This is a genomic window from Pseudomonas batumici (genome assembly GCF_036585405.1).
GTDB lineage: Bacteria > Pseudomonadota > Gammaproteobacteria > Pseudomonadales > Pseudomonadaceae > Aquipseudomonas > Aquipseudomonas batumici.
The window spans coordinates 3,399,572-3,416,549 of record NZ_CP144470.1; the positions used below are offsets into that span (position 1 = coordinate 3,399,572).

The window sequence follows — 16,978 nt, forward strand, 5'->3', positions numbered from 1 at the left end:
CTTGCTCGCTCCTACGCTGATCGATTGCCGGGCAGCCCCATGACCACCAGACTCCCCACCGCCATCAACCTGCACAAAGCCTCGAAAACCCTGACCCTCAAGTACGGCCCGGACGAGGAATACCACCTGCCCGCCGAATTCCTGCGGGTGCACTCACCCTCCGCCGAGGTCCAGGGCCACGGCAAACCTATCCTCCAGTTCGGCAAGCTGAATGTTGGCCTGAGCAAGCTCGAACCCGCCGGCCAGTACGCACTGAAATTGACCTTCGACGACGGTCATGACAGCGGATTGTTCACCTGGGACTACCTCTACGAGTTGGCGCGTCGCCAGGATGAGCTGTGGGCCGACTATCTTGTCGCACTCCAGGCGGCCGGAAAATCCCGCGACCCGTCCGAGTCCGTCGTCAGGCTGATGCTCTAGCCCGGACCTCTGGTCGTTTTGGGGGGCATTTTCTAATCACATCTGATTCAATCCCCCACGGCGTGGCTAACGACTGGCGCGCTTGCGAAATAAATAAAACTCGGGTAACCAATGGGGCTGGCAAGTTCCGTGCATTTAACGATGCGCAATCAACGGTCACCCGAGCAGTAGTGCCTGGTATCAGAAGCAAGTGGCATTCGCCGTGCCATTTGCACAGCTGTACCCGGTACTCGTCTCAGGACAATGGAGCGTCGTAGATGAGTAACAAGAACAACGATGACCTGCAAAGACAAGCCTCGGAAAACACCCTGGGCCTGAACCCCGTCGTCGGCTTGCGTAGAAAGGATCTTCTTACTTCTGCACGAATGGTACTGACCCAAGCCATCAAACAACCCATCCACAGCGTCAAGCACGTCGCCCATTTCGGCGTCGAGCTCAAGAACGTGCTGCTGGGCAAGTCCGGCCTGCAACCGGAAAGCGACGACCGTCGCTTCTGCGACCCGGCCTGGAGCCAGAACCCGCTGTACCGGCGCTACCTGCAAATCTACCTGGCCTGGCGCAAGGAACTGCACGCCTGGATCGACGAGAGCGCGCTGTCGCCCCAGGACATCAGCCGTGGTCATTTCGTCATCAACCTGATGACCGAGGCCATGGCCCCGACCAACACGGCCGCCAACCCGGCGGCGGTCAAGCGCTTCTTCGAAACCGGCGGCAAGAGCCTGCTCGACGGCCTCTCGAACCTGGCCAAGGACCTGGTGCACAACGGCGGCATGCCCAGCCAGGTGAACATGAGCGCCTTCGAGGTCGGCAAGAACCTCGGCACCAGCGAAGGCGCGGTGGTGTTTCGCAACGACGTGCTGGAGCTGATCCAGTACAGCCCCATCACCGAGCAGGTGCATGAGCGTCCGTTGCTGGTGGTGCCGCCGCAGATCAACAAGTTCTACGTGTTCGACCTGAGTCCGGACAAGAGCCTGGCGCGCTTCTGCCTGCGCAGCCACGTGCAGACCTTCATCGTCAGCTGGCGAAACCCGACCAAGGCGCAGCGCGAGTGGGGCCTGTCGACCTATATCGACGCCCTGAAGGAAGCCGTCGACGTGGTCACTGCCATCACCGGCAGCAAGGACGTGAACATGCTCGGTGCCTGCTCCGGCGGCATCACCTGCACCGCCCTGCTCGGCCACTACGCCGCCCTCGGCGAGAAGAAGGTCAACGCCCTGACCCTGCTGGTCAGCGTGCTCGACACCACCCTCGACACCCAGGTGGCGCTGTTCGTCGACGAAGAGACCCTCGAAGCTGCCAAGCGCCACTCCTACCAGGCCGGCGTGCTGGAAGGCAGCGACATGGCCAAGGTCTTCGCCTGGATGCGACCCAACGACCTGATCTGGAACTACTGGGTCAACAACTACCTGCTGGGCAACGAGCCGCCGGTGTTCGACATCCTGTTCTGGAACAACGACACCACGCGCCTGCCGGCCGCCTTCCACGGCGACCTGATCGAGATGTTCAAGAACAACCCACTGGTACGCGCCGATGCCCTGGAAGTGTGCGGCACGCCCATCGACCTGAAGAAGGTCGATGCCGACATCTTCTCCCTGGCCGGCACCAACGATCACATCACGCCCTGGAAGTCCTGCTACAAGTCGGCGCAATTGTTCGGCGGCAAGGTCGAGTTCGTGCTCTCCAGCAGCGGCCATATCCAGAGCATCCTGAACCCGCCGGGCAACCCGAAATCGCGCTACATGACCAGCACCGAGATGCCGGCCAAGGCCGACGACTGGCAGGAGAACTCCACCAAGCACACCGATTCGTGGTGGCTGCATTGGCAGGCGTGGCAGGCCGAGCGCTCGGGCAAACTGAAGAAATCACCGACCAGCCTGGGCAGCAAGGCCTACCCGGCGGGCGAGGCGGCGCCAGGCACCTACGTGCACGAGCGGTAGAACAACAGCCCTCACCCTGTAGGAGCAGCCGGTCGACGCTCGATTGCCCGCGATGGAGGCCAACGATGACGCGGGAAACCTGATGCCCCGCGGTGCCCCGGCTACCATCGCGAGCAATCGAGCGTCGACCGGCTGCTCCTACAGGGGCCGGGCAGCAAAACCGGTTTTAACCACAGGGCTTCGAGCATGCCGCAACCGTTCATCTTCCGAACCATCGATCTGGATGGCCAGACCATCCGCACCGCGGTTCGCCCCGGCAAGCCTCATCTGACGCCCTTGCTGATCTTCAACGGCATCGGCGCCAACCTGGAGCTGGTGTTTCCGTTCGTCCAGGCCCTGGACCCGGACCTGGAAGTCATCGCCTTCGACGTTCCCGGCGTCGGCGGCTCGTCGACCCCCAACCGGCCGTATCGCTTCGCGGGCCTGGCCAAACTCACCGCGCGCATGCTCGATTACCTGGATTACGGCCAGGTCAATGTGGTGGGGGTGTCCTGGGGCGGCGCCCTGGCGCAGCAGTTCGCCCATGACTACCCGGAGCGCTGCAAGAAGCTGATCCTCGCCGCCACCGCCGCCGGCATGGTGATGGTCCCCGGTAAACCCAAGGTGCTGTGGAACATGGCCAGTCCGCGGCGCTACCTCCAGCCGTCCCACGTCATCCGCATTGCGCCGACCATCTACGGCGGCGCCTTTCGCCGCGATCCGCACCTGGCCGCCGAACATGCCGCCAAGGTCCGCTCCGCCGGCAAGCTGGGCTACTACTGGCAACTGTTCGCGGGCCTGGGCTGGACCAGCATCCACTGGCTGCACCGGATCCACCAGCCGACCCTGGTGCTGGCAGGCGACGACGATCCGCTGATTCCGCTGGTCAATATGCGCCTGCTGGCTTGGCGAATTCCCAATGCCCAGCTACACATAATCGACGATGGCCATTTATTCCTGATCACCCGGGCCGAGGCCGTCGCACCGATCATCATGAAGTTCCTCGAGGAAGAACGTCTGCGGGCGGTGATGCACCCGCACCCGACGCCTTTCAAGAGTACCTAGCAGTCTTTTTCCTGGCAGTAGGCGTGCACGGGCAGGAAGTCCGTGTCGCGCAACGAGGTCCGGGACCGACGAGCCTGTCCGCGCGGCCCCCCGGTGTTGGTTGATAGCTTGATGGCGAAGGAGTGTTGACTCATGCGAGACAAACCAGCGACGGGCTCGATGCCCACACCCGCCACGTTCATCAACGCACAGAGTGCGATTACCGGCCTGCGCGGCCGGGATCTGTTTTCCAGCCTGCGTAGCGTGGCCGCCCATAGCCTGCGCAATCCGTTCCACACCGCCCGGCATGTCCTGGCCCTGGGCGGACAACTGGGCAAGGTGCTGCTCGGCGACACGCTGCACAAGCCCAACCCGCAGGACGCGCGCTTCGCCGACCCGGCCTGGAGCCTCAACCCCTTCTACCGCCGCGGCCTGCAAGCCTATCTGGCCTGGCAGAAAGAAATCAGGCTCTGGATCGACGACAGCCGGATGAGCGCCGACGATCGCGCCCGGGCGCACTTTATCTTCACCCTGCTCAACGATGCCCTGGCCCCCTCCAACACCCTGCTCAATCCGTTGGCGATCAAGGAGCTGTTCAACACCGGCGGCAACAGCATCGTGCGCGGCATCAGCCACCTGATGGACGACCTGCTGCACAACAATGGCTTGCCCAGCCAGGTCACCAAGCACTCGTTCGAAGTCGGCAAGTCCGTGGCGACCACCCCCGGTTCAGTGGTGTTTCGCAATGAACTGCTGGAACTGATCCAGTACCGGCCCATGAGCGAAAAGCAGTTCGCCAGGCCGTTGCTGATCGTGCCGCCGCAGATCAACAAGTACTACATTTTCGACCTGAGTCCGTCGAACAGCTTCGTGCAGTTCGCCCTCAAGAACAACCTCCAGGTGTTTATCATCAGTTGGCGCAACCCGGATGTGCGTCACCGCGAATGGGGCCTGTCCAGCTATGTCGAGGCCGTGGAAGAGGCCATGAACGTCTGCCGGGCAATCACCGCCAGCCGCGAGGTCAACCTGATGGGCGCCTGCGCCGGCGGCCTGACCATTGCCGCCCTGCAAGGCCACCTGTTGGCCAAGCGACAGCTGCGCCGGGTGTCCAGCGCCACCTACCTGGTCAGCCTGCTCGACAGCCAGCTGGACAGCCCGGCCGCCCTGTTCGCCGACGAGCAGACCCTGGAAGCGGCCAAGCGTCGCTCCTACCAGCAAGGCGTGCTCGATGGCCGCGACATGGCCAAGGTCTTCGCCTGGATGCGGCCCAACGACCTGATCTGGAACTACTGGGTCAACAACTACCTGCTGGGCAGGGAGCCGCCGGCGTTCGACATTCTCTACTGGAACAACGACAACACCCGCCTGCCCGCGGCGTTTCACGGCGACCTGCTGGACTTCTTCAAGCACAACCCGCTGAGCCATCCGGGCGGCCTGGAAGTCTGCGGCACCCCCATCGACCTGCAGAAAGTCACGGTCGACAGCTTCAGCGTCGGCGGCATCAACGACCACATCACGCCCTGGGATGCGGTCTACCGCTCGACCTTGCTGCTGGGGGGCAATCGCCGCTTCGTGCTGTCCAACAGCGGCCATGTCCAGAGCATCCTCAACCCGCCGAGCAATCCCAAGGCCAACTACGTCGACAACCCGAAGTTGAGCAGCGATCCGCGGGCCTGGTACTACGACGGCAAGCAGGTCGATGGCAGCTGGTGGAGCCAGTGGCTGCTGTGGGTCCAGGAACGCTCGGGGGCTCAGCGTGAAACCCAGATGGCCCTGGGCAATGCCAATTACCCCCCTATGGAGGCGGCACCCGGCACTTATGTCCGGGTGCGCTGACGATGACCGATCACGGCTGCCGGGCAGCCGTGGCGAACTGCCGGAACGACCTAAGAAGGCTGGATGAAAACCCGCGACCGGATCCTTGAATGTGCGCTGCAACTGTTCAACCAGAAAGGCGAACCCAACGTTTCGACCATGGAAGTGGCCAATGAAATGGGGATCAGCCCAGGCAACCTCTACTACCATTTCCACGGCAAGGAGCCCCTGGTCCTGGGCTTGTTCGAGCGCTTCCAGGGCGAACTGGCCCCTTTGCTCGACCCACCGGCCGACGCCCGGCTGGCACCCGAGGACTACTGGTTGTTCCTGCACCTGATCGTCGAGCGGCTGGCCCATTACCGCTTCCTGTTCCAGGACCTGTCCAATCTGTCCGGGCGCCTGCCCAAGCTGGCCAAGGGCATCCGCAACCTGCTCAATGCCCTCAAGCGGACACTGGCGTCGCTGCTGGCGCGGCTGAAGGCGCAAGGCTTGCTGATGAGTGAAACCCAGGCCCTCGGGCAACTGGTGGAACAGATCACCCTGACGCTGCTGTTTTCCCTGGATTACCAGCGGATTCTCGGGCGCGAAGGCGAGGTGCGACTGGTGGTGTACCAGATCATGATGCTCGTGGCCCCACACCTGCTGACCCCGGCGCGGCTGGCGACGGAGCAGATGGCCCTGCACTACCTGGAGGATCACGACTGAGATGTAGGAGCCGGCTTGCTGGCGATAGCGCCCGGATGGACACCGCAAGACTCAAGGGTCTCATCGCTGCCCAAACAAAAACGCCCGACCTTCACAGGCCGGGCGTTTTCATTCAGCGGGTAACGACTCAGGCTTGAGAGGCTGGAGTCGGTGCGCTGGGTGTCGCCGCCGGAGCGGGCGCCGATGTCGGAGCCGCAGCGGAGTTGGCTGCCGATACCGGAGCCACGGCAGGCTTGGCCGCAGCGGCAGGAGCCGGCTTCGCGGCAGCAGGCTTTTTCGCCGCTGCCGGTTTGGCGGCTGGCTTCACAGCCGGTTTGGCCGCTGCAGGTTTCGCCGCAGGCTTGGCAGCGGCTTTCGCGGCCGGCTTGGCCGCCGCGGTTTTCGCCGCAGGCTTGGCAGCGGGTTTGGCCGCGGCCTTCACCAAGGGCTTGGCTGCCGCTTTTGCCGCCGGCTTGGCAGCTGCGGTTTTCGTCGAGGCCGGAGTCACCGCCTGACCGGTGAGTTTCTCGATCTGCTTGGTCAGGGTATCGACCTTGCTGTGCAGCGCTTTCACTTCATTGCGGCTCGGTACGCCCAGGCGCGAAATAGCGCTGTTCAGGCGCTTGTCGAAAGCCCCTTCCAACTCGTCCCACTTACCCAGCGCACGATCCTTGACCCCGGCGATGCGCGACTTGGCGGAACTGGCGGAGTCCTTGGCCGCATCGACTTTCTTGTCGACCGCGGTCTTGGTGAGTTTCTCGGCCTTCTCGCCGTCCTTGACCAGCGACTCGAAGAGTTTGCTGCCGTCGGTATCGATCTTCGAGTACACGCCTAAACCAGCCAGCCAGATTTTGCGGGAATACTCCTCAACCTTCCCGATCCACGAGCTGCCTTCTTTCTCGGTATTCTTCTTGCCAGCCATCCCGTTCTCCTTAATGTTTACGCGCAACACGTTCGAGCAATGCCGTCAGCTCATCGAGCTTGGCAGAAAGTGTTTCCACATCATGTTTAGACGGAATCCCGATGCGATTCAAGGCACTGGCGACCCGATGGTCGAAGGCTTTCTCGACCTTGTCCAGTTGCACTTCCACCTTGCCCTTGAGACTGGTGACTTCGCCCTTCACGCTGTCGATCTGACTGTTGGCCGCTTCACGCTGCACGCCAATCAGTTTTTTACCTTCCTTTTCAACGTCTTGACCGGCTTTCACGAGCTCCTTGAAGTACTCGCTGCCTTCCCGGCCGACCTTGGTATAAGCACCCAGACCCGCCAGCCAGATCTTGCGCGCATACACTTTCACTTCAGCCAGGGCGGTTGGCTGACCGTCGGTTTTTTTCTTCAGACTTACTTTGGCCATGGTGCACCTCACGGGTGAACGGTTGGAGGATCTGCCCACCGGAATGGGGGCTCATGCACAAAGTAATGAGAAAAATTAGAATGGGCACCCTAACCCGAAGCCACCCTGCTCCCCTCTTCGCGGGAGCAGGAACGGCGTATCAGGCCAGCGCCTTGTCCAGGGCCCTTTCGATCTCGGCCTTGATGGTGCCGCTCATGGCCGACATCAGCAGGCCCAGTTCGACATCGATGCGGATCGTCTCGTCGCCCACATGCACCGCGCCCTTGACCCCGGAACGCCTGAGGTTCAGGGTGTCGCCGGACCACTGCGGCTCCAGGCCATACTGCCCGGCCAACTTCTGCGCCAACTGATCGGCCTTCTCGCGCGCACCGGCCTTGCCCAGGCGGTGGACGCGCTCAACACTAATACGGGCCATCGAATGACTCCTGCTCTATCGGGTCTTGCCCGGCGAATCCTGACCCTGAATGCGTCAAAACGTCCCGGCGGTTGCCTATCTTACATGCACCCTTGCCAAGACAAAGCCGGCCACCGGGATTAGAATGCCCGCACTCTCTTCTGGTGACAGCGACATGACTGATCAGCGCAAAGGCAGCGATGCCGAACCCACCACGCACTTCGGCTTCAAGAACGTACCGGAAAGCCAAAAGGCGGAAAAGGTCGCCGAGGTGTTCCACTCCGTGGCCGCCAAGTACGACTTGATGAACGACGTGTTGTCCGGTGGCCTGCACCGCCTCTGGAAGCGCTTCACCATCGAGCTGTCCGGCGTGCGCCCGGGTAACCGGGTGCTGGATATCGCCGGCGGCACCGGCGACCTGACCCGCAAGTTCTCGCACCTGGTAGGCCCCACCGGCCAGGTGGTGCTGGCCGACATCAACGCCTCCATGCTCAAGGTCGGCCGTGACCGCCTGCTGGACCTGGGTGTGGCCGGCAACGTCGAGTTCGTCCAGGCCGATGCGGAGAAACTGCCCTTCCCGGACAACCATTTCGACTGCGTGACCATCGCCTTCGGCCTGCGCAACGTCACCCACAAGGAAGACGCCCTGCGCTCCATGCTGCGGGTGCTCAAGCCCGGCGGCCGCCTGCTGGTGCTGGAGTTCTCCAAGCCGACCAGCGCGCTGATGTCCAAGGTCTACGACGCCTACTCGTTTGCCTTCATGCCACTGGCCGGCAAGCTGATCACCAACGACTCGGAAAGCTATCGCTACCTGGCCGAATCGATCCGCATGCACCCGAACCAGGAAACCCTGAAATCGATGATGGTGGAGGCCGGTTTCGACCGCGTGACCTACCACAACATGACCGCGGGCATCGTCGCCCTGCATCGCGGCATCAAGCCCTGATGCTGCTCAGCGGCCTTCTCGCCGGCGTCGAGCACGGTCTCAACCGGGTGCTGCGCCTCGACGGCACGGCCTTGAGCCGCCTGGGCCACCTGACGGGCAAGCTCATCGAAGTCGACTGCGCCAGCCCGGCCCTGAAGCTGTTCATCCTGCCCAGCGACCAAGGCCTGCTGCTGGCCGCGCACTGGGCCACCGAGGCCGACTGCATCCTCCGCGCCCCGGCCTCGAGCCTGCTGAGCCTGGCCCTGAGCCGCGACAAGACCGCCGTCCTGCACAGCCCCGAGGTCAGCCTGGAAGGCGACAGCGCGGTGCTGCTGGACCTGGCCGGGGTCCTCCAGGACCTGGATCTGGACTGGGAGTATGAACTCTCGCGCTGGCTCGGCCCGATCGCCACGCCCCTGCTCAGCGGCCACTTGCGCAGCCGGGCCGGCTTGTACCGGCAGGGCCTGGTCAGCCTGAAGCAGAACCTGGCTGAATACCTCAGCGAAGAATCCCGTGCCCTGGTGGGCACCCACGAGGCCGAAGCGCGCTTCGCCGAACTGGACCGGGTCAAGCTCGACCTGGAACGTCTCGAGGCGCGCGTCGAGCGCCTTTCCCGATCCCTCAACTCCAGCGATAACGCATGAAGCTGCTTGCCGTCCGCCGTCTGTTGCGCATCCAGCGCGTCGTGATCCGTTACCGTCTCGATGACCTGCTGTTCGAGCTGCCCCTGCCCTGGTTCCTCCTGGCACTGCGCTTTGCCCTGCCCTGGCGCTGGCTCCCGCGCAAGACCCTGGCGCTGAGCCGGGGGGAACGCTTGCGCCTGGCCTTGCAGGACCTGGGACCGATCTTCATCAAGTTCGGCCAGATCCTCTCCACCCGCCGCGACCTGCTGCCCGAGGACATCGCCGACGAGTTGATGCTGCTGCAGGACCGCGTGCCGCCGTTCGACTCGCAGACCGCCGTCGCGCTGATCGAGGCGCAACTGGGCAAGAAGGTCGGAGAGGTCTTCAACCGCTTCGATATCGAACCGCTGGCCTCGGCCTCGGTGGCGCAGGTCCATGCGGCACAGTTGAAGAACGGCGAAGAAGTGGTGGTGAAGGTCATCCGTCCTGGCCTCAAGCCGGTCATCGCCCAGGACCTGGCCTGGCTGTTCCTGCTCGCCCGGGCTGCTGAGCGGGTCTCGGCCGACGCCCGCCTGCTGCACCCGGTGGACGTGGTCAGCGACTACGAAAAAACCATCTACGACGAACTCGACCTGCTCCGCGAAGCGGCCAACGCCAGCCAGCTGCGGCGCAACTTCGAAGGCTCGGACATGATGTACGTGCCCCAGGTCCATTGGGACTGGTGCCGGCCGAAAGTGCTGGTGATGGAGCGTATCTACGGCATCCAGGTCACTGACCTGGCGACCCTGGCCGACCAGCGCACCGACATGAAACTGCTCGCCGAGCGCGGCGTCGAGATCTTCTTCACCCAGGTGTTCCGCGACAGCTTCTTCCACGCCGACATGCACCCCGGCAACATCTTCGTCAGCACCGTCAACCCATGGAGCCCGAAGTACATCGCCATCGACTGCGGCATCGTCGGCAGCCTGACCCCGGAAGACCAGGACTACCTGGCCCGCAACCTGTTCGCCTTCTTCAAGCGCGACTACCGCCGCGTCGCCCAGTTGCACATCGATTCGGGCTGGGTGCCGGCGCACACCAAGCTCAACGAGTTCGAGGCGGCGATCCGCACCGTGTGCGAGCCGATCTTCGAAAAACCGCTCAAGGACATCTCTTTCGGCCAGGTGCTGATGCGCCTGTTCCAGACCGCGCGGCGCTTCAACATGGAAGTCCAGCCGCAGCTTGTTCTTTTGCAGAAGACCCTGCTCAACATCGAAGGGCTGGGCCGCCAGCTGTACCCGGAACTGGACCTGTGGAGCACCGCCCAGCCGTTCCTCGAACGCTGGATGCGCGAGCGCGTCAGCCCAAAAACCCTGCTGGGCAACCTGCACGGCCAGATCGAGCAGCTACCGCACCTGGCCCACATGACCCGCGACCTGCTGGAACGCATGGCCCAGCCCCCGGTCGCCCCTCCCGAGCCGAAAGAAAACCGGCGCTCGGACGACTGGTTCCTGCGCTTGCTCGGCAGCCTGCACCTGGGCAGCGGCGCGGTACTGGCCTCCAGCGGGCCTTTGCACGAGCTGGGTCACTGGCCGGCGGCGATCATGGTCGCCGTGGGCTTGTATCTGATCGTGCGCCGATAGCCAGTCAGGCCGTGGGCTGGCACACTGTTCATTCACCGAGGCACAACCACGCGGGTGGTGCCCGGTTGTCGGAGTCGAAGATGAAAGACTGGCTGGACGAGATCAAATGGGACAGCGACGGCCTGGTGCCGGCCATTGCCCAGGATCACAAGACCGGGCGCATCCTGATGATGGCCTGGATGAACCGCGAATCGCTGCAGCTGACCGCCGCCGAGAATCGCGCCATTTACTGGTCACGTTCCCGTGGCAAGCTGTGGCGCAAGGGCGAAGAGTCGGGCCACGTGCAGCACCTGCACGAAATGCGCCTGGACTGCGACGCCGACGTGATCATCCTGATGGTCGAGCAGGTCGGCGACATCGCCTGCCACACCGGCCGCCACAGTTGCTTCTACCGCGTGTATGAAAACGGCGGCTGGAAGATCGTCGATCCGGTCCTCAAGGACCCGCACAGCATCTACGCCGCAGGACACTGAACATGACTGACACCCTGAACCGTCTGGCCCAGGTGCTGGAAGAGCGCAAAGGCGCCGCCGCCGACAGCTCCTACGTCGCCAGCCTCTATCACAAGGGTCTGAACAAGATCCTGGAAAAAGTCGGCGAAGAATCGGTCGAGACTATCCTGGCCGCCAAGGATGCCGCGATCAGCGGCGACTGCAGCGACCTGATCTACGAAACCGCCGATTTGTGGTTCCACAGTCTGGTCATGCTCGCCCAACTGGGGCAGCATCCGCAGGCCGTGCTGGACGAACTGGATCGTCGCTTCGGCCTTTCCGGACACGTCGAGAAAGCCTCGCGTCCGTCCGCCTAACAACTTTCGAGAGGAGCAGCACCATGGGCATTTTTGACTGGAAACACTGGATCGTTATCCTGATTGTCGTCGTGCTGGTGTTCGGCACCAAGAAAGTGAAAAACCTCGGCTCCGATGTCGGCGATGCGATCAAGGGCTTTCGCAAGGCCATGAGCGACGACGAAAAGCCTGCCGAGCCGACAGCCCCTCCTGTAGTGCAACCGGCGCCGCCGGTGCAGCCGCAGGCCACCACCCAGCAGAACACGCCGCATACCATCGACGTGCAGGCGCAGAAGGTTGAAGAACCCCGCAACCACTCGTGAGCACTGACTAATGTTCGGTATCAGCTTCAGTGAACTGTTGCTCGTGGGCCTGGTGGCCCTGCTGGTGCTCGGCCCCGAGCGCCTGCCCCATGCCGCGCGCACGGCAGGCTTGTGGGTCGGCCGGTTGAAGCGCAGCTTCAACGCGATCAAGCAGGAAGTGGAACGCGAGATCGGTGCCGACGAGATCCGCCGGCAACTGCACAACGAGCACATCCTGTCCCTGGAGCAGGAAGCCCGCAAGATGCTCTCGCCGACGCCCGCGAGCACCCCGGCCGAGCCGGTGGTGGAACAGACGATCCACGCCGTGCCGCCGGTGTCGCCGGAAGTCCCGTTGACGCCAGTGAGCGCCGCCGAGCCGGTAGCGGTAGCCGGCGCCGTGGAGCCCGCGGCGCACCCGACAGAACCCGCAAGCGCGACGCCAAGCGGCACGCCTGCGCCTCATGACCCTACTTTGCCGCCGCGAGCCCCATGAGCGATATTCCGGAAAACGACCAGCACATGCCGCTGGTTTCGCACCTCACCGAGTTGCGCACCCGCCTGCTGCGCTGTGTCGCGGCGATCTTCCTGATCTTCGCCGGGCTGTTCGCCTTCACCCAGCAGATCTACACCTTCGTTTCCATTCCGCTGCGCCAGTACCTGCCGGCGGGGGCGACGATGATCGCCACCGACGTCTCGTCGCCGTTCCTGACGCCGCTCAAGCTGACCATGATGGTCTCGCTGTTCCTGGCCATCCCGGTGATCCTGCACCAGATCTGGGGCTTTATCGCGCCGGGCCTGTACAAGCATGAAAAACGCATCGCCGTGCCGCTGCTGGTGTCGAGCATCGTGCTGTTCTACACCGGCATGGCCTTCGCCTATTTCCTGGTGTTCCCGCTGATCTTCAAGTTCTTCGCCGCCGCGACCCCGGCCGGCGTGGAAATGATGACCGACATCACCAGCTACCTCGACTTCGTCATGACGCTGTTCTTCGCCTTCGGCGTGGCCTTCGAAATCCCGGTGGCGGTGGTACTGCTGGTGTGGATCGGCGTGGTCGACGTCAAATACCTGAAGAAGATCCGCCCCTACGTGGTCATCGGCTGCTTCGTGGTCGGCATGATCCTGACCCCGCCGGATGTGTTCTCCCAGACCCTGCTGGCCGTGCCGATGTGGCTGCTGTTCGAGATCGGCGTGCTGTTCGGCGGCCTGGTGCGCAAACACCGCGATGAAGAGTCCGCCGACAACGACGCCCAACCGCCAGCCCCGCTGACGTGAACCTGCTGCTATTGGAGGAGGCCGACTTCATCGCGGCCGACCTCGTCGTGCTGCGCGACCGGCGCCTGACCCACATGCAGGAAGTCCACCGGGTGGCGGTGGGCGACAGCCTGCGGGTGGGGCGTATCGGCGGCCTGATGGGCAGCGCCGAGGTGCTGCGCCTGGACGCCAACGAGGCCGAGCTGCGGGTCAGCCTGGATCGAGCGCCACCGGCGAAACTGCCGCTGACCCTGGTGCTGGCCCTGCCGCGCCCGAAAATGCTCCGCCGGGTGTTCCAGACCGTCGCCACCCTGGGTGTGCCCAAGGTGGTACTGGTGAACAGCTACCGCGTGGAAAAGAGCTTCTGGCAGACGCCGTTCCTGGAGCCCGGGGCGATTCGCGAGCAACTGATCCTCGGGCTGGAGCAGACCCGCGACACCGTGCTGCCGGAGGTCATCATCGAGAAGCGCTTCAAGCCCTTCGTCGAAGACCGTCTGCCGGCCATCAGTGCCGGCACCCTCGGCCTGGTCGGCCATCCCGGCAACTACCCGCCCTGCCCACGTGGCCTGGATGAGCCGGTGACCCTGGCCATCGGCCCGGAAGGCGGCTGGATTCCCTACGAGATCGACCTGCTGGGCAAGGCCGGGCTGCAACCGGTACAGCTCGGCGAACGCATCCTGCGGGTCGAGACCGCCGTGACCGCCCTGCTCGCCCGCCTGTTCTGATCCTCCCCGCACTCTGTAGGAGCGTCGACCGGCTGCTCCTACAGGAAGCGTGCTCAGCCTTGGCTGACTGGCCGACAGAAAAAACCTTCATCTTTCAAAGAATTACCCTACAGCCCATTCAGGTCGCGTCTCCCGCCGCCAAGCCGATGAGAGGACATGCCCCACGCATTTGCACGTGAGGGCCATGGACTCATCCGTTTGGCAGGAGATTCACCATGTTCCGTTGGCTGATCCGCGCACTGCGCGACCGCAGTATCCGCTTCAAACTGGCCCTGGGCTTCGGCCTCGTACTGCTCTTGACCCTGGGGGTCACCCTGACCGGCTGGCACGCCCTGGGCACCACCATAGAACGCTCGCAGACGCTCTCGAGCATTGCCCGGCTCAGCCGCCTCACCAGCGACATGCGCGCCGACCGCATCGCCTTCCGGGTGCTGAACGACCCACAGAGCCGCACCCGGATCACCCGCCAACTGGCGGGCATCGAGAAGCTCTTGAGCGGGCTTCTGCCACGCCTGCCGGACCCGGGCGACCGCCAGGTCCTGAACGACCAACAACAGGCAATCCAGGGTTTCCAGACCACCCTCGACGATCTCGATGAAAGCCTTCGCGACCGCGAACGCGCTCGCCAGCGGATGAATGCCGGCGTGATCCAGGCCACGCAGGCGGTGGCCCGCTTCGAAGCCCATCAACTGCGCGAGGCGAGCAAAAACACCCATGACCTGCAGTGGCAGGCGCCGCTCAAACGGGTCGAAGCGCTGCGTCAACTGATCAACGACACCCACGCCAGCATCCAGGCACCGGCCTATCTGTCCGATTCGCTGCAGGCTTATTCGGAGCAGGCGCTGAGGGCGATCGACCGCCTGGGACAACTTGAGACACAAGTGATGCCACTGACCCCGGCCCTGGCCGACGACCACAAGCGCATGCTGGTGGAGCTGCGCCACTATCGCGAGGCGCTCCAGCAGTTCAAGGACGCACAACTACTCGCCGAAGCCGCTCACAACGTCATGGAAGGATTGGGCGACAGGCTGCTGGCCGGCAACGAGGAACTGAGCCGCAGCCAGACCCAGACCCGCGACCGTCAGGCCCAGGCGGCCAAATGGATGCTGGCGAAAATAGCCCTGCTGGCCTGGTTGATCGCCAGCCTCGCCGCCTGGATCCTCAGCCGCCAGTTGCTGATCCCGCTGTCGCGCAGCCTGAAACTGGCGCGCCACATCGCCGCGGGTGACCTGAGCCGCGATGTGGCGGTCGATCGCCGCGACGAGCTCGGCCAGTTGCAGCAGGCCATGCAAGGCATGACCCTCGGATTACGGGAACTGATTCGTGGCATTGGCACCAGCGCTTCCCGGGTGGCGAGCGCCGCCGAGCACCTGTCGACCAGCACCGAACAGACCGATGCCAGCGTCAGCAGCCAGAATGCCGCTACCGAGCAAGTGGCCGCCGCCATGAAACAGATGACCGCCAGCGTGCGGGAGGTGGCCCGTCACGCCGATGCCGCCTCCCTGGCGGCCACCCAGGCCGACCAGCAGGCCCGCGACGGTGACGGTGCGGTCGCCTATGCCATCGAGCAGATCGAACAGCTCGAGCAACAGATGCAGCTCTGCTCCCAGGCCATGGACGGGCTCCAGCGGGAAAGCGAACGGATCGGCAGCGTACTGGACGTGATCAAGTCGGTGTCCCAACAGACCAACCTGCTGGCCCTCAATGCCGCCATCGAGGCGGCCAGGGCCGGCGAGGCCGGGAGCGGTTTTGCCGTGGTCGCCGATGAGGTGCGCAGCCTGGCGCAACGCACCCAGGACTCGGCCCAGGAGATCAAGGAGCTGATCGCGGCCTTGCAAGGCGGCACCCAGCAGGTCGCGGGCATGCTCGACAGCAGCCGCAAGCTGACTCGCAACAGCGTCGAATCGAGCCGCCACAGCGGCGGCAAGCTGGAGGCCATCAGCCGTAGCGTGTCGCAGATCCTCGGGATGAATGAGCAGATCGCGGCGGCGGGCGAAGAACAGAGCGTCGTCGCCGAGCAGATCAGCCGCAGCGTGCTGCATGTGCGCGACATGTCACAGCAGACCGCCAGCGCTTGCGACGACACCGCCGCCGCCAGCCTGCAACTGAGCCAGTTGGGCGCTCAGTTGCAGCGCCTGGTAGAGCGTTTCAAGGTGTAGGAGCGGTCAATCGATCTCAGCCAGCCAGTCGCTCGCCTTGAACCACTGGTCGTGGATACGATCGTAGGTGCCATCCTCGGCGATCTGGTGCAGGAAGTGGTTGATCCAGTTGAGGCTGTCGTGGTCACCCTTCTTCAGCCCGAAGGCCAGCGGTTCATAGGTGAACGGCTGGTCCAGGCACAACAGCTTGCCGTCGCCCAGCTTGTTCACCGCCACCAGGTTGTAGGGCGCATCGTGGACAAAGGCATCGGCCTTGCCCTCGAGCACCGCCCGCACCCCCTCCTCCTCATTGGCATAAGTGCTCAGCTGGGCCTCGCCCATCATTTTCCTGGCGACGATTTCACCCGTGGTCCCGGCCTTGGCGGCGATGCGATAACCCGCCTCGTTCAGGTCTTCGAAACCCTGCACCTTGCCACCCAGTGCCAGGGGAATCAGCAGCGTCTGCCCGACCACGATAAAGGCATCGCTGAAATTGAGCCGCAGGTTACGTTGCTGGGTCAGGGTCATGCCGCTGGCGATCAGGTCGAACTTGTTCGCCAGCAAACCGGGGAGCAACTCGGCGTAGGAGCTGGACACCAACTCCAGCTTCACCCCCAGCGCCCGACTCATCTCACGCAACAGATCGATCTCGAAACCGATGATTTCGCCGCGCTTGTTCGTCATCTCAAAGGGGATATAGGTGGGATTGGTACCCACTTTCAGCGTGCCGCGCTTGACCGCATCGTCAATGGCCCCCGCCTGCAGCGCACACGCATGAGCGAGCACCACGACCCCCAGCAGCAACATCGACAGAAACCTTTTCATCCTGAAACTCCCCTGGGCCGCTTTTCCGGTCGTGCCGGCGAGCCCCGCGACGCCTGCGTGAAAGCACAGTCGCCTGGGTCTGGCGGGCACAATTTTGGGGGGCGATCCTAACGTACTCGGGTGCGGGGCAACACCGAGGGGAGACGGGTCTT

19 protein-coding genes and 1 pseudogene are annotated in these 16,978 nt (G+C 63.8%); 16 read left to right on the forward strand and 4 right to left on the reverse strand.

What is annotated here, in order from left to right:
* Window positions 1-39 precede the first annotated feature (39 nt).
* The 5 genes from NUH87_RS15285 to NUH87_RS15305 all read left to right on the forward strand — a co-directional run bounded on the left by NUH87_RS15285 (window position 40) and on the right by NUH87_RS15305 (window position 5,900).
* Window positions 40-420 (forward strand): DUF971 domain-containing protein, encoded by a 381-nt coding sequence (locus NUH87_RS15285; protein ID WP_338526717.1) that lies wholly within the window; start codon window positions 40-42, stop codon window positions 418-420.
* 257 nt (window positions 421-677) lie between these two features.
* Entirely contained in the window at window positions 678-2,357 is a 1,680-nt protein-coding gene (gene phaC / locus NUH87_RS15290) for a class II poly(R)-hydroxyalkanoic acid synthase (protein ID WP_040063646.1), read from the forward strand.
* Window positions 2,358-2,543: 186 nt separating this feature from the next.
* Window positions 2,544-3,401 carry a poly(3-hydroxyalkanoate) depolymerase gene (phaZ, locus tag NUH87_RS15295; RefSeq protein WP_338521330.1) on the forward strand — a complete coding sequence of 286 codons (858 nt, stop codon included), beginning with the start codon at window positions 2,544-2,546 and terminating at the stop codon, window positions 3,399-3,401.
* 132 nt (window positions 3,402-3,533) lie between these two features.
* The gene (gene phaC / locus NUH87_RS15300) at window positions 3,534-5,216 is read left to right on the forward strand and encodes a class II poly(R)-hydroxyalkanoic acid synthase (RefSeq protein ID WP_338521332.1); all 1,683 of its coding nucleotides are present in this window, start codon (window positions 3,534-3,536) and stop codon (window positions 5,214-5,216) included.
* A 63-nt stretch (window positions 5,217-5,279) separates the two neighbouring features.
* The gene (locus tag NUH87_RS15305) at window positions 5,280-5,900 is read left to right on the forward strand and encodes a TetR/AcrR family transcriptional regulator (protein ID WP_338521334.1); all 621 of its coding nucleotides are present in this window, start codon (window positions 5,280-5,282) and stop codon (window positions 5,898-5,900) included.
* A gap of 127 nt (window positions 5,901-6,027) precedes the next feature.
* On the opposite strand, the gene NUH87_RS15310 is transcribed toward NUH87_RS15305, so the two are convergent.
* The 3 genes from NUH87_RS15310 to NUH87_RS15320 form a co-directional block, all read right to left on the reverse strand.
* A complete protein-coding gene (locus NUH87_RS15310; protein ID WP_338521336.1) occupies window positions 6,028-6,801 on the reverse strand; it encodes a phasin family protein in 774 nt (257 codons plus the stop codon).
* 10 nt (window positions 6,802-6,811) lie between these two features.
* Window positions 6,812-7,234, reverse strand: coding sequence for a phasin family protein (locus tag NUH87_RS15315; RefSeq protein ID WP_338521338.1), 423 nt, complete (start codon window positions 7,232-7,234; stop codon window positions 6,812-6,814).
* Window positions 7,235-7,373: 139 nt separating this feature from the next.
* Window positions 7,374-7,649 (reverse strand): polyhydroxyalkanoic acid system family protein, encoded by a 276-nt coding sequence (locus NUH87_RS15320; RefSeq protein WP_040063634.1) that lies wholly within the window; start codon window positions 7,647-7,649, stop codon window positions 7,374-7,376.
* Window positions 7,650-7,803: 154 nt separating this feature from the next.
* Between NUH87_RS15320 and ubiE the strand changes: the two genes are divergently transcribed.
* The 11 genes and pseudogenes from ubiE to NUH87_RS31290 all read left to right on the forward strand — a co-directional run bounded on the left by ubiE (window position 7,804) and on the right by NUH87_RS31290 (window position 16,022).
* Entirely contained in the window at window positions 7,804-8,574 is a 771-nt protein-coding gene (gene ubiE, locus NUH87_RS15325; RefSeq protein WP_040063633.1) for a bifunctional demethylmenaquinone methyltransferase/2-methoxy-6-polyprenyl-1,4-benzoquinol methylase UbiE, read from the forward strand.
* Window positions 8,574-9,197: a ubiquinone biosynthesis accessory factor UbiJ gene (locus tag NUH87_RS15330; RefSeq protein WP_338521341.1), complete on the forward strand. Its 624-nt coding sequence runs from the start codon at window positions 8,574-8,576 to the stop codon at window positions 9,195-9,197. Before ubiE ends, NUH87_RS15330 begins: the two co-directional genes overlap by 1 nt.
* Window positions 9,194-10,798: a ubiquinone biosynthesis regulatory protein kinase UbiB gene (gene ubiB / locus NUH87_RS15335; protein ID WP_338521343.1), complete on the forward strand. Its 1,605-nt coding sequence runs from the start codon at window positions 9,194-9,196 to the stop codon at window positions 10,796-10,798. Before NUH87_RS15330 ends, ubiB begins: the two co-directional genes overlap by 4 nt.
* A gap of 80 nt (window positions 10,799-10,878) precedes the next feature.
* Complete coding sequence (gene hisI, locus NUH87_RS15340) at window positions 10,879-11,271, forward strand: phosphoribosyl-AMP cyclohydrolase (protein ID WP_338521345.1); 393 nt, start codon at window positions 10,879-10,881, stop codon at window positions 11,269-11,271.
* Between the two features lie 2 nt (window positions 11,272-11,273).
* Window positions 11,274-11,606: a phosphoribosyl-ATP diphosphatase gene (locus NUH87_RS15345; protein ID WP_040063626.1), complete on the forward strand. Its 333-nt coding sequence runs from the start codon at window positions 11,274-11,276 to the stop codon at window positions 11,604-11,606.
* Between the two features lie 23 nt (window positions 11,607-11,629).
* A complete protein-coding gene (locus NUH87_RS15350) occupies window positions 11,630-11,908 on the forward strand; it encodes a twin-arginine translocase TatA/TatE family subunit (RefSeq protein WP_338521348.1) in 279 nt (92 codons plus the stop codon).
* 10 nt (window positions 11,909-11,918) lie between these two features.
* Window positions 11,919-12,380: a Sec-independent protein translocase protein TatB gene (gene tatB / locus NUH87_RS15355; RefSeq protein ID WP_338521350.1), complete on the forward strand. Its 462-nt coding sequence runs from the start codon at window positions 11,919-11,921 to the stop codon at window positions 12,378-12,380.
* Window positions 12,377-13,159 carry a twin-arginine translocase subunit TatC gene (gene tatC / locus NUH87_RS15360; RefSeq protein ID WP_338521352.1) on the forward strand — a complete coding sequence of 261 codons (783 nt, stop codon included), beginning with the start codon at window positions 12,377-12,379 and terminating at the stop codon, window positions 13,157-13,159. Before tatB ends, tatC begins: the two co-directional genes overlap by 4 nt.
* On the forward strand, window positions 13,156-13,863 hold the full coding sequence (locus NUH87_RS15365; RefSeq protein WP_338521354.1) for a 16S rRNA (uracil(1498)-N(3))-methyltransferase: 708 nt from the start codon (window positions 13,156-13,158) through the stop codon (window positions 13,861-13,863). The genes tatC and NUH87_RS15365 overlap by 4 nt, the downstream gene beginning before the upstream one ends.
* 215 nt (window positions 13,864-14,078) lie before the next feature.
* Window positions 14,079-15,164, forward strand: a pseudogene (locus tag NUH87_RS31285) (methyl-accepting chemotaxis protein); the annotation flags it as partial.
* A 144-nt stretch (window positions 15,165-15,308) separates the two neighbouring features.
* Window positions 15,309-16,022 (forward strand): methyl-accepting chemotaxis protein, encoded by a 714-nt coding sequence (locus NUH87_RS31290; protein ID WP_422393945.1) that lies wholly within the window; start codon window positions 15,309-15,311, stop codon window positions 16,020-16,022.
* Between the two features lie 6 nt (window positions 16,023-16,028).
* Here the strand turns inward: NUH87_RS31290 and NUH87_RS15375 are convergent, their stop codons facing one another.
* Window positions 16,029-16,826 carry a transporter substrate-binding domain-containing protein gene (locus NUH87_RS15375; RefSeq protein ID WP_338521358.1) on the reverse strand — a complete coding sequence of 266 codons (798 nt, stop codon included), beginning with the start codon at window positions 16,824-16,826 and terminating at the stop codon, window positions 16,029-16,031.
* Window positions 16,827-16,978: the final 152 nt, after the last annotated feature.

What these genes read in the sequence shown, in the direction of transcription:
- NUH87_RS15350 (WP_338521348.1), top strand. Translation starts at nt 11,630, where the DNA reads ATGGGCATTTTTGACTGGAAACACTGGATCGTTATCCTGATTGTCGTC.
- NUH87_RS15345 (WP_040063626.1), top strand. Translation starts at nt 11,274, where the DNA reads ATGACTGACACCCTGAACCGTCTGGCCCAGGTGCTGGAAGAGCGCAAA.
- tatB (WP_338521350.1), top strand. Translation starts at nt 11,919, where the DNA reads ATGTTCGGTATCAGCTTCAGTGAACTGTTGCTCGTGGGCCTGGTGGCC.
- NUH87_RS15285 (WP_338526717.1), top strand. Translation starts at nt 40, where the DNA reads ATGACCACCAGACTCCCCACCGCCATCAACCTGCACAAAGCCTCGAAA.
- NUH87_RS15315 (WP_338521338.1), bottom strand. Translation starts at nt 7,234, where the DNA reads ATGGCCAAAGTAAGTCTGAAGAAAAAAACCGACGGTCAGCCAACCGCC.
- NUH87_RS15330 (WP_338521341.1), top strand. Translation starts at nt 8,574, where the DNA reads ATGCTGCTCAGCGGCCTTCTCGCCGGCGTCGAGCACGGTCTCAACCGG.
- NUH87_RS31290 (WP_422393945.1), top strand. Translation starts at nt 15,309, where the DNA reads ATGAAACAGATGACCGCCAGCGTGCGGGAGGTGGCCCGTCACGCCGAT.
- phaC (WP_338521332.1), top strand. Translation starts at nt 3,534, where the DNA reads ATGCGAGACAAACCAGCGACGGGCTCGATGCCCACACCCGCCACGTTC.
- NUH87_RS15310 (WP_338521336.1), bottom strand. Translation starts at nt 6,801, where the DNA reads ATGGCTGGCAAGAAGAATACCGAGAAAGAAGGCAGCTCGTGGATCGGG.
- phaZ (WP_338521330.1), top strand. Translation starts at nt 2,544, where the DNA reads ATGCCGCAACCGTTCATCTTCCGAACCATCGATCTGGATGGCCAGACC.
- phaC (WP_040063646.1), top strand. Translation starts at nt 678, where the DNA reads ATGAGTAACAAGAACAACGATGACCTGCAAAGACAAGCCTCGGAAAAC.
- hisI (WP_338521345.1), top strand. Translation starts at nt 10,879, where the DNA reads ATGAAAGACTGGCTGGACGAGATCAAATGGGACAGCGACGGCCTGGTG.
- NUH87_RS15375 (WP_338521358.1), bottom strand. Translation starts at nt 16,826, where the DNA reads ATGAAAAGGTTTCTGTCGATGTTGCTGCTGGGGGTCGTGGTGCTCGCT.
- ubiE (WP_040063633.1), top strand. Translation starts at nt 7,804, where the DNA reads ATGACTGATCAGCGCAAAGGCAGCGATGCCGAACCCACCACGCACTTC.
- NUH87_RS15305 (WP_338521334.1), top strand. Translation starts at nt 5,280, where the DNA reads ATGAAAACCCGCGACCGGATCCTTGAATGTGCGCTGCAACTGTTCAAC.
- NUH87_RS15320 (WP_040063634.1), bottom strand. Translation starts at nt 7,649, where the DNA reads ATGGCCCGTATTAGTGTTGAGCGCGTCCACCGCCTGGGCAAGGCCGGT.
- ubiB (WP_338521343.1), top strand. Translation starts at nt 9,194, where the DNA reads ATGAAGCTGCTTGCCGTCCGCCGTCTGTTGCGCATCCAGCGCGTCGTG.
- tatC (WP_338521352.1), top strand. Translation starts at nt 12,377, where the DNA reads ATGAGCGATATTCCGGAAAACGACCAGCACATGCCGCTGGTTTCGCAC.